Annotated in this window: 11 protein-coding genes; 5 read left to right on the top strand and 6 right to left on the bottom strand. The window is 66.7% G+C overall.

Annotation, left to right across the window (positions count from 1 at the left end; genetic code table 11):
• Positions 1-380 precede the first annotated feature (380 nt).
• Positions 381-899 carry a M23 family metallopeptidase gene (locus QZZ33_RS05240; RefSeq protein WP_291378680.1) on the top strand — a complete coding sequence of 173 codons (519 nt, stop codon included), beginning with the start codon at positions 381-383 and terminating at the stop codon, positions 897-899.
• 30 nt (positions 900-929) lie between these two features.
• Here QZZ33_RS05240 and QZZ33_RS05235 read toward each other — a convergent pair whose 3' ends face one another.
• The 5 genes from QZZ33_RS05235 to QZZ33_RS05215 all read right to left on the bottom strand — a co-directional run bounded on the left by QZZ33_RS05235 (position 930) and on the right by QZZ33_RS05215 (position 5,804).
• A complete protein-coding gene (locus QZZ33_RS05235) occupies positions 930-1,730 on the bottom strand; it encodes a FliA/WhiG family RNA polymerase sigma factor (protein WP_291378679.1) in 801 nt (266 codons plus the stop codon).
• An 11-nt stretch (positions 1,731-1,741) separates the two neighbouring features.
• A complete protein-coding gene (locus QZZ33_RS05230) occupies positions 1,742-2,647 on the bottom strand; it encodes a tyrosine recombinase XerC (RefSeq protein ID WP_291378678.1) in 906 nt (301 codons plus the stop codon).
• Between the two features lie 93 nt (positions 2,648-2,740).
• Positions 2,741-3,934, bottom strand: coding sequence for a DNA-processing protein DprA (gene dprA, locus QZZ33_RS05225; protein WP_291378677.1), 1,194 nt, complete (start codon positions 3,932-3,934; stop codon positions 2,741-2,743).
• A complete protein-coding gene (locus QZZ33_RS05220) occupies positions 3,931-5,451 on the bottom strand; it encodes a YifB family Mg chelatase-like AAA ATPase (protein WP_291378676.1) in 1,521 nt (506 codons plus the stop codon). Before QZZ33_RS05220 ends, dprA begins: the two co-directional genes overlap by 4 nt.
• Positions 5,448-5,804 carry a YraN family protein gene (locus tag QZZ33_RS05215; RefSeq protein WP_291378675.1) on the bottom strand — a complete coding sequence of 119 codons (357 nt, stop codon included), beginning with the start codon at positions 5,802-5,804 and terminating at the stop codon, positions 5,448-5,450. The genes QZZ33_RS05220 and QZZ33_RS05215 overlap by 4 nt, the downstream gene beginning before the upstream one ends.
• 271 nt (positions 5,805-6,075) lie before the next feature.
• On the opposite strand from QZZ33_RS05215, the gene QZZ33_RS05210 reads away from it, so the two are divergent.
• Genes QZZ33_RS05210 through QZZ33_RS05200 form a run of 3 tightly spaced genes read left to right on the top strand, consistent with a single transcriptional unit; the run spans position 6,076 to position 8,206 of the window.
• A complete protein-coding gene (locus QZZ33_RS05210; protein WP_291378674.1) occupies positions 6,076-7,314 on the top strand; it encodes an FAD/NAD(P)-binding oxidoreductase in 1,239 nt (412 codons plus the stop codon).
• Positions 7,315-7,341: 27 nt separating this feature from the next.
• Positions 7,342-7,656, top strand: coding sequence for a TusE/DsrC/DsvC family sulfur relay protein (locus QZZ33_RS05205; RefSeq protein WP_291378673.1), 315 nt, complete (start codon positions 7,342-7,344; stop codon positions 7,654-7,656).
• A gap of 19 nt (positions 7,657-7,675) precedes the next feature.
• The gene (locus QZZ33_RS05200; RefSeq protein WP_291378672.1) at positions 7,676-8,206 is read left to right on the top strand and encodes a DsrE/DsrF/DrsH-like family protein; all 531 of its coding nucleotides are present in this window, start codon (positions 7,676-7,678) and stop codon (positions 8,204-8,206) included.
• 114 nt (positions 8,207-8,320) lie between these two features.
• On the opposite strand, the gene QZZ33_RS05195 is transcribed toward QZZ33_RS05200, so the two are convergent.
• Positions 8,321-8,647 (bottom strand): DUF2469 domain-containing protein, encoded by a 327-nt coding sequence (locus QZZ33_RS05195; protein ID WP_291378681.1) that lies wholly within the window; start codon positions 8,645-8,647, stop codon positions 8,321-8,323.
• Positions 8,648-8,768: 121 nt separating this feature from the next.
• Between QZZ33_RS05195 and QZZ33_RS05190 the strand changes: the two genes are divergently transcribed.
• Positions 8,769-9,031: MarR family transcriptional regulator (locus tag QZZ33_RS05190; protein WP_291378671.1), on the top strand; the 263-nt coding region annotated here is incomplete at its 3' end.

The raw sequence follows: 9,031 nt of genomic DNA, 5'->3' as shown, positions 1-9,031 counted from the left end.
GCGTCCAGCATTTCGCGCATCGTCACGACTGCCATGGGAGATCCTTATTCCGCGCGCTGTGTACGCGCATGTGAGGGGGAACGGGCACACCCGTTCCGTTTTTCGGTTGATGGCTGCCCCTTAAGGGGGTGGCCCCTAGCACCAACGCGGTCCAGCACCGGGTTTCCCCGGACCATCGCTGTCCCGGCGCCCTACCTCATCGACATGACGATGGGGGCGGGCGAATGGCGCGCGTCGTCACCTTCGGCATGAAGGTGCGCCACCATGGTAGCCGATTCGGCCCTCGTGCGCGGTCGTGCCCAGGCTGGCCGCCATGGCGCGCTCCCCACTGGGCCGCGTGGGCCGGGCCGTGAAGCGCCTCGAGGCTGTGCACTTGTGACGTGACGATCGCAGCGAGACGCCGACGCTCCCCCGCCCTTGGGGCCGCCGCCTCGTGCCTCATACTCCTCTCGGTCGCTCCCGCCACAGCGACCGCGAGCGTGACGTGTGATCCTCCCGTTGAGCCGTTCGTGGTGTCGAATCTTGCCTCGTTGCCTGCGCAGGACTGGTTGCCAGGGCATCGGGGCATTGACCTTGCGACGCACGTGGGGCGCACGGTCACCACACCTGCAGCTGGCGAGGTGACCTTCACGGGAGTGGTGGTCAACCGACCCGTCGTGTCGGTGCGTCACGCCGGAGGCCTTGTCAGTTCGCTCGAACCCGTCGACGCCACCGTTGAGGTGGGAGACCTCGTCAACACTGGGGACAGCCTCGGGACGGTCTCGCGTGCTGCAGGTCATTGCGCGCCCGACACGTGCGTCCACTGGGGGCTACGTCACGACGGGCAGTACGTGGATCCGCTCGACTACCTGCGGGGTTTCGGGCCGGTGCAACTGCTCCCGCTCGAGGAGTGGGCGTGACGCTCAAGGAGTGGGCGTGACGCTCGAGGCTCAGGCGAAGGCGCCAGTCTGCTCCAGGGTCTCGCGCAGCTTCTTCACGGCAGCCGAGTGAATCTGGGACACCCGCGATTCGGTGACGCCAAGGATCTGGCCAATCTGCGAGAGCGTGAGGTTCTCGTAGTAGTACAGACGGAGTACCTGCTGCTCTCGATCGCGCACCCCCTGCACGGCCGTGGCGAGCAGAGAGTGAGCCTCGCGGACCTCGACCGACGAAGAGGCTCCCGGGACCGCAAGCGCCGCGAGGTTCTCGATCGCAGTGGTGTCGTCGCCCACGCCGAGCGAATCGAGCGCTCCGATGTGGCTGAGAGCTACTTGCGCGCGCACCGCGCGCACTTCCGCCGTCGCCCACCCCAATTCCTCGGCCACATCGCCGTCGGTCACTTGGCGCAACAGGTGCTGCTCAAGACTGCGCGTGGCCGTCTCGACCGCGCGAGCCTTCGAACGCACTGAGCGCGGCACCCAGTCGGCGGCGCGGAGTTCGTCAATGATCGAACCGCGAACTCGGGTCGCCGCGTATGTCTCAAACTTGAAGCCTCTGCCCACCTCAAACTTCTCGATCGCATCGATAAGGCCGAACATGCCGTAAGAGACGAGGTCCGCAAGTTCCACGGAATCGGGCAGTCGACCAATCATGCGGCTGGCGATCTGGGTGACCAGCGGCGCGTAGTGGGTGATGAGCTGGTCACGGGCCTCGTGCCGGGCCTCACCGGTTTCGGTGGCGAGCAGCTCCCAGGTGGCCGCCATGGGATGGACGGCCGCGACCGTGTCGAGGTCTGCTTCGTACGTGGTCATGGTGTATCCCCTCAAGCCCTGGGATGAGCGAGTTGGTACGCGCTACGGAGTCGGTCAGCTGTCACGTGGGTGTAGCGCTGCGTGGTGGTGAGGGAGGCGTGCCCGAGCACCTCTTGGACCGTGCGAAGATCCGACCCCCCTTGAAGCAGGTGTGTCGCGGCCGTGTGACGCAGCGCGTGCGGCGCGATGTCAGGGACGCCAGCGAGCGTCGCCAAGGTATGAATCACGTCCCGCACCTGGCGCTGGTCTACGCGCCCGCCTCTTCGCCCCACGAACATCGCGTGAGCGTCGTGACTTGAGCACGCGGGGCGCCCTACCTCGAGCCACGCGACGAGGGCGCGCATCGCGGGGATGCCGAAGGGAACGACGCGTTCCTTGTCTCCCTTGCCGACGACCCTCACGGTGAGTTCGGCCAGGTCCACATCGGCGTTGTCGATGCCCGTCAGTTCCCCCACTCGGATTCCCGTCGCATAGAGGAGTTCGGCCATGGCCCAGTCGCGCAAGTCGAGCGGATCGCCACTGTCAGCTCTCATCTGGGCCACGTCGAGCAGCAGGCTCACGGAGTCGACCGCGAGCACCTCCGGGAGGGTGCTTGCTGGGCGAGCAGACGCGAGGCGCAGTGCGGGATTGTGGTCGATGAGCCCGGTGCGATGCGCCCACGCAAAGAACGTACGAATGGCGGCGCCTCGCCTGGCGAGCGTGCTCCTGCTCTTGCCGTCCGCCGCCATGTGGGCGAGCCAGGAACGAATGTCGGCGAGTTGGACGGCGCCCCATGAGGCGTCTTCGTCCAACTCCAAGTAGTTCGCGAGATCGTCGAGATCTCCCAAGTAGGCGCGCACTGTGTGGTCGGACGCGCCGTGGCCGTGGCGCAGGGCCGCGGAGTACCGCTCCCTTACTGCGCGCGCATCGGCTGCCATGAGCACACTGTGACACCGTCACTCCCGTCAAATCAACCCCGTGTGTCACATTTGTCACACAGAGCACTCCACAATGCGCCCTTTTATGCCGGTTTATCCTTTTTTGTCTGAAGGCTCCCGCTTCTCGGACCGGCGCCAACCGGAGCGGTGCCGTTCCACGAGGCCGACCGCTTCGAGCCCGCCAAGAGCGGTCCTGGCGTCGTCGAGAGCGAGTCCAGCCGTCGCGGCCGCCGCCTCGATCGCTTTGCCCCGCCGAGTGAGAGCATCGAACATCTTCCGTTCGCCGAGCGAACCGAAGTCCACGGTGGACGGCTCATGGCCGCTTGTCCCACCAACGTCAGGTTGCGGGTCGCGCAACTCCGTCAACGGCCCGGCAAGCTCGAGTACCTCTTCGGCGTCAGTGACGAGGACCGCAACACCCTCACGCACCAAGGCGTGGCAGCCTGCGGAAGACGCCGAGGTGACGGGCCCGGGAACTGCGGCGACAGGGCGAAGCAGTTCGGCGGCGTGCCGAGCGGTGCTGAGCGCCCCAGAGCGCTGTGCCGCCTCGACCACCACCGTTGCACTGGCGCATGCGATCAACCGGTTGCGGCTCAGGAATCGGGACCGGTGCGGGGCGAAGCCTGGCGGCACCTCGCTCACGATGCACCCCGTCTCGGCGATGTTCCTCAAGAGGTCGTCATTGCCTACCGGATAGAGGCGGTCCACCCCTCCCGCCATCACGGCGATCGTGACCGCATCGTGCGAAACGGCCGCCCGGTGGGCGGCGGCATCGATGCCGTAGGCTCCGCCCGAAATGACCGCGCGACCGGCCTGAGCCACCCCGTGCGCGATATCACCCGCAACGTACTGCCCGTAGGAGGTGGCCGAACGCGAGCCGACGACGGCGACCGCGGCCCCCCACACCGTGTCCAGGTGCGCGGCGCCGCGCACGTACAGCGCGAAGGGCTGCGTTTGGCCCAGGTCTCCCATGACTCGCGGCCACTCGACGTCCTCGCGGGTGACGACGCGCCCGCCGACGGCTCGGGCCCTGCGCTCGTGCGGCTCGTCGGCCCTGTCGAGCCTTGCCGCCCACCGCTCGTGAGCGCGAGCGGCCGCCCTCGCCAGGTCCGGACCAGCGCTGTGCGCCAGGCGCGCGGCCTCCACCGCAAGCCGGTCGCAACCGCGGATCACCCATTCGAGCGCGGCGCTGGCACCCCACGCATCGACGAGGGCGCCCGCCACAGTGTCTGCAGGTTCCGTGATCGCGCTCCAGGCAATCAGCGCGTCACGTTCTTCGCGCGTCATTGCCCGCCGTCCCGTGATCTCAGCATCATGGCGCGCGCCACGTGGTCGCTCGTCGGCTCCGCGACCGCGTCCAGGTCGGCAAGCGTCCAAGCAACCCGCAAGGCGCGGTCGGCCCCACGCGCGGAGAGCCGACCGCGCTCCATCGCGGCGTGAGCGACAGCCGCCGCCGATCGCTGCGTGTTCTCACGCAACCACCTGCTCGGCACTTGCGCGCAAGCCGTCCACGGCAGTTCCGCCCAGCGCCGTCTCGCCCTGAGGCGCGCTTGCATGACTCGTTGCGCAACGGAAGCGGAGTCCTCTCCAGGAGCCGCCTGCGCCTTGCGAACGGGCAACACGTCCACTTGCAAGTCGATGCGGTCCAGCAGGGGTCCGCTCAGCCTTGCGAAGTAGCGCCGCCGCGCCATCGGCGTGCAGGAGCAGCTACCTCCCCGACCAAAGTAGTGACCGCATGGACATGGGTTGGCCGCGAGGACCAACTGGAACCGTGCGGGATAGCGCGCCGCGCCGTAGGCCCTATGCAGCACCACCTCGCCGCTCTCAAGCGGCTGGCGCAGCGTCTGGAGCACGCCCGTGGGAAACTCGGGCGCCTCGTCGAGGAACAGCACTCCGCCATGGGCGCGCGAGATCGCGCCCGGCCTGGCGAGTCGCGCGCCTCCCCCAACAATCGCCGCTGCCGATGCCGAGTGGTGAGGCGCCTCGAATGGGGGGCGCTTCAACAACCCTTGCGAGGCGTCGAGAGTGCCTGCGACCGAGTGAATAGAGGTGGCCGCGAGTGCGTCGGCCGGGGCCATGTCGGGCAGGATTCCCGGCAGCCGCGACGCGAGCATCGTCTTTCCCGCCCCTGGAGGTCCGACCATCAGCAGGTGATGGCCTCCCGCCGCCGCCACTTCGAGCGCCCACCGCGCCTCCGTTTGCCCTCGCACGTCGGAAAGATCGGCAGCGCTTGCCTCGGACGCGTTCGCGGCGGGTGGTCTCGCGGCCGGGCCCCGCGCCGTGGGACGCGCGTCGTCATTGCCGTACATGGCCGCGAGGTGGGCGAGGGAGTCCACGGCGGTGACGGATGCGCCGGGCACCAAACTTGCCTCGTCGGCATTCGCCTGCGGCACCACCACGTGGGGACAGCCAGCCTCCACGGCCGCGATCACGGACGGGAGTACTCCGCGCACGGGCCGCACCTGACCGTCGAGGCCGAGTTCCCCCAGGTGCACCGCTCGCGCCGCCGACCCGGGTGTGATCATTCCGGCGGCCGCCATCACGGCCACCGCGATCGCCAGGTCGGTGACGGATCCGGACTTGGGCAGCGACGCGGGCGACAGGTTGACGGTGATGCGTCGTTGCGGCCACGCGAGAGAAGATGACGCCACTGCCGCCCTGACGCGATCACGCGCCTCATGCAGCGAGGCGTCGGGAAGGCCGACGAGGGTGAAAGCCGGCAGGGACGCCGCCAGGTGCGCCTCCACGTCGATGACGTGGCCACGGACTCCCGTGAGCACCACCGAGCGGGTACGGCCGATCATGCGGCGCCCCTCACGTGCTCAACGTGAGCCGCCCCCGCGGCTGGCAGGGTGACTCCCACCACGTCGATGCGCACCTCACCAAAGGTGCGCGGCTGCGAGGCAAGCCACGCCGCGAGGAGCTTGCGGATGCGCGCGACCTTGGCGGGGGTCACCGCCTCGAGGGCAGAGCCAAACGTAGCGGTGCGCCTGGTCTTGACCTCCACCGCGACGATGCAGTCCCGGTCAACAGCCACGATGTCGAGCTCCCCAAGCGCGCACCGCCAGTTGCGTTCAAGCACCTCCCAGCCGAGCGCAGTGAGCCGCTCAGCGACCACCCGCTCTCCGTACCGTCCCACCGCGTCCTTCGCCGCCATGTGCCACCTCCCCGACTACCGTGGCGGGGCGACTGCCCAGTGGGCGGTTGCGCGAGCGTCTGCTGGGGAGAAACCCGGGCCAGCCACCCTGGGCACGACCACTTCGCCGGACGCGGCGCCACCTTCCACGACCACCCCCAGGTGGATCGCCTGGCCCAGGGCCGCGACGCTCACGGACGGACGTAAGTCCCCTTCGGGACTCCCGAGTCCCGAATACCCTAGGGGGGATTCACTCCCCACAATTTGGTGGAACCCCACGGAGGGCTCAACGATGAGAAAACTCGTGATTCTTGGATCAGGCACCGCAGGGACTATCGCGGCCAACAAGCTACGGCGATTGCTTCCCCGTGACGAATGGGACATCGCCATCGTCGAGCAGCAAGGCACTCACTACTACCAACCGGCGTTCCTCTTCATTCCCTTTGGCAAGTACAGGGCGGAGAAGTCAAAGAAGCCCGCGAGCAAGTACATCCCCGCAGGCGTGACCCGAGTGTCGGCGAGCGTTGAGAAGGTGGATCCCGAGGCCAAGACCGTCAGCCTGAGCGAGGGCACCACCCTCGAATACGACTACCTCGTGATCGCCACGGGCACCACCCCCCGCCCGGATCAGACGCCGGGCATGGAGGACGACTGGCACGGCACCGTGCACTCGTTCTACACGTACGACGACGCGGTGGCGCTGCGCGACAAGCTCGCCGACTTCGAGGGCGGACGCCTGGTGATCCACATCACCGAGATGCCCATCAAGTGCCCCGTTGCGCCGCTGGAGTTTGCGTTCCTGGTGGACGACTACCTGACCAAGCGTGGACTGCGCGACAAGACGGACATCACGTTCGTGACGCCGCTGCCCGGCGCGTTCACCAAGCCTGTCGCCGCCGCCAGCCTTGGCGGCATGCTTGAGAAGCGCGGCATCGTGCTCGAGTCCGACTTCATGGTCGAGAGCATCGACAACAACAAGCACGCCGTCGTGTCGTACGACGAACGCGAAGTCCCGTTCGACCTACTCGTCACCATCCCGCTCAACATGGGCGCCGACTTTGTCGGCGAATCGGGACTTGGGGACGAACTCAACTTCGTCACCGTCGACAAGCAGACCCTGGTGCACGACACATACGACACCATCTTCGCGATCGGCGACGCCGCGAACATCCCCACCTCCAAGGCTGGGGCCGTCGCGCATTACGAGATGGACCTGTTCCCCGAGAACTTCGTCAAGCACATCGCTGGCAAGGAGATGACGGAGAAGTTCGACGGCCACGCCACGTGCTTCATCGAGTCGGGCGCCGGCAAGGGCATGCTGATCGACTTCAATTACGAGACGCAGCCGCTCACGGGGTCGTTCCCGTTCGCGTTCATGGGGCCGCTACCCCTGCTCAAGGAGTCTCGCTTCAACCACATGGGCAAGGTCGGGTTCGAATGGGCCTACTGGAACCTGCTCCTCAAGGGGCGCCCGATCCCGATGTCACCGCACCTGTCCATGAGCGGCAAGGTTGTGCCGTCCGACGACTAGTACTCACCCCACGAGAGGAGAAAGACCATGCCCACGACCACTTTGAGTGGTCACGAGGTTCACGTCGACGACGAGGGCTTCATGACCGAGTACGACGAATGGACAGAGGAGCTCGGAGCCGAGCTCGCCAAGCAGATCGGCATCGACATGACCGAGGCGCACTGGGCTCTCATCCGGTTCCTCCGTGAGGACTACCTCGTCAAGGGCGAGACGGCCACCACTCGGCGCGTTCAGGCCGCTGGCGGAGTGCCAGTCAAGCAACAATTCGCGCTCTTCCCCAAGAAGCCTGCCAAGAAGATGGCGTACATCGCTGGGCTTCCCAAGCCGGCCGGCTGCGTCTAGGTCCGGAAAGGACATCGCCATGACTGACAACAATCCAGCACCCATCGTCCCCAACTTCGACGACGACGAGACCGACCGCAAGCTCGTACTCATCTGCTCCAAGGGGAACCTCGACATGGCGTACCCGGGCCTCGTGCTCGCCAACGCCGCGCTTGGCGAGGGCATCCAGGTGGACATCTTCTTCACATTCTGGGGCTTCGACATCATCACCAAGAAGCGCATGACCAAGCTGAAGTTCAGCCCGGTGGGGAACACCGCGATGCATCTGCCATGGGGCGACCTACGCGTTCCGCAGTGGGCCGCCGTGATTCCCGGCATGCAGCCGATGGCCACCAAGATGATGAAGAAGTCCATCGACGACCTGGGCATCCCCCCGGTCGACGAGTTCCTGGATCAGATCACCGCCTCCGGCGGCAAGCTGTGGGCGTGCAAGATGAGCGCCGACATGCAGGGCCTCACCGAGGCCGACCTGCGCGATGACGTCGACGGCATCATCAACGCCAGCGACTTCATGGACCTGAGCGAGGGCGCCCAGACCCTCTTCATCTAGTACGCAGCCAACGGACGGCTCACCCTGCGCTTGACGCGGTGGGCCGTCCGTCTGCGTTCCGGGGGAGCAAGAAACGCTCGACCGAACCTTCTCGCGCGTGCCTTGGGTCTCGCTCTAGCGCCCGCCGCGCAACTGCCGGATGTCTGGCATGGCGTCGTCGTGGTCGAGTTCTTCGACGTTGACATCCCTAAAGGTGACGACGCGCACGTTCTTGACCAGTCGCGCGGAACGGTAGACATCCCACACCCAGGCGTCCGCCATGGTGACCTCGAAGTAGATGTCAGAGCCTGCGGAGCGGACCTGCAGGTCCACCTTGTTTGCCAAGTAGAAGCGCCGCTCGGTCTCGACCACGTAGCGGAACAGTCCGACAACGTCCCTGTACTCGCGGTAGAGAGCCAGTTCGGCCTCGGTCTCGTAGTTCTCCAGGTCTTCGCTGCTCACCAGACCATCATCACTCATGACACGCCCGCACGCGTCATCGCGACGCCGTGGCGGGTCCGGATTGACACGGGGCGCCACTTAGTTGTAGTTTTCCTTTAGTTGTAAACAAAGGAGTTCAACTGTGGCGATTTCCTCGGCCCGCACCGACATCAACCGGGCGGCCATCCTCGCGCACATCGGCGCACACGGCGCCACCTCTCGCGCCGACCTTGCGCGCGGACTCGAACTCTCCCCCGCCCTCATCACCAAGCTGTCCAGGGACTTGCTCGGCGACGGCCTCATCACGGAGCTCGAACACAGCCCTTCACGCGGAGGGCGCCCCGCCCAACTGCTCGGCCTCACCGCCGGCAGTTTCGGTGCGATCGGCGTCAGGTCGCTCCTGAT

The sequence above is a fragment of the Demequina sp. genome, assembly GCF_016278775.1.
Taxonomy (GTDB): Bacteria; Actinomycetota; Actinomycetes; order Actinomycetales; family Demequinaceae; genus Demequina.
The sequence above is the reverse complement of the archived record's forward strand: the minus strand, read 5'-3'. Positions and strand labels throughout refer to the sequence as shown.

Bases quoted from the DNA above. Each gene is read 5' to 3' on its own strand.
- dprA (WP_291378677.1), bottom strand. From the start codon at position 3,934: ATGACGCGCGAAGAACGTGACGCGCTGATTGCCTGGAGCGCGATCACG.
- QZZ33_RS05230 (WP_291378678.1), bottom strand. From the start codon at position 2,647: ATGGCAGCCGATGCGCGCGCAGTAAGGGAGCGGTACTCCGCGGCCCTG.
- QZZ33_RS05235 (WP_291378679.1), bottom strand. From the start codon at position 1,730: ATGACCACGTACGAAGCAGACCTCGACACGGTCGCGGCCGTCCATCCC.
- QZZ33_RS05220 (WP_291378676.1), bottom strand. From the start codon at position 5,451: ATGATCGGCCGTACCCGCTCGGTGGTGCTCACGGGAGTCCGTGGCCAC.
- QZZ33_RS05200 (WP_291378672.1), top strand. From the start codon at position 7,676: ATGACTGACAACAATCCAGCACCCATCGTCCCCAACTTCGACGACGAC.
- QZZ33_RS05215 (WP_291378675.1), bottom strand. From the start codon at position 5,804: ATGGCGGCGAAGGACGCGGTGGGACGGTACGGAGAGCGGGTGGTCGCT.
- QZZ33_RS05205 (WP_291378673.1), top strand. From the start codon at position 7,342: ATGCCCACGACCACTTTGAGTGGTCACGAGGTTCACGTCGACGACGAG.
- QZZ33_RS05210 (WP_291378674.1), top strand. From the start codon at position 6,076: ATGAGAAAACTCGTGATTCTTGGATCAGGCACCGCAGGGACTATCGCG.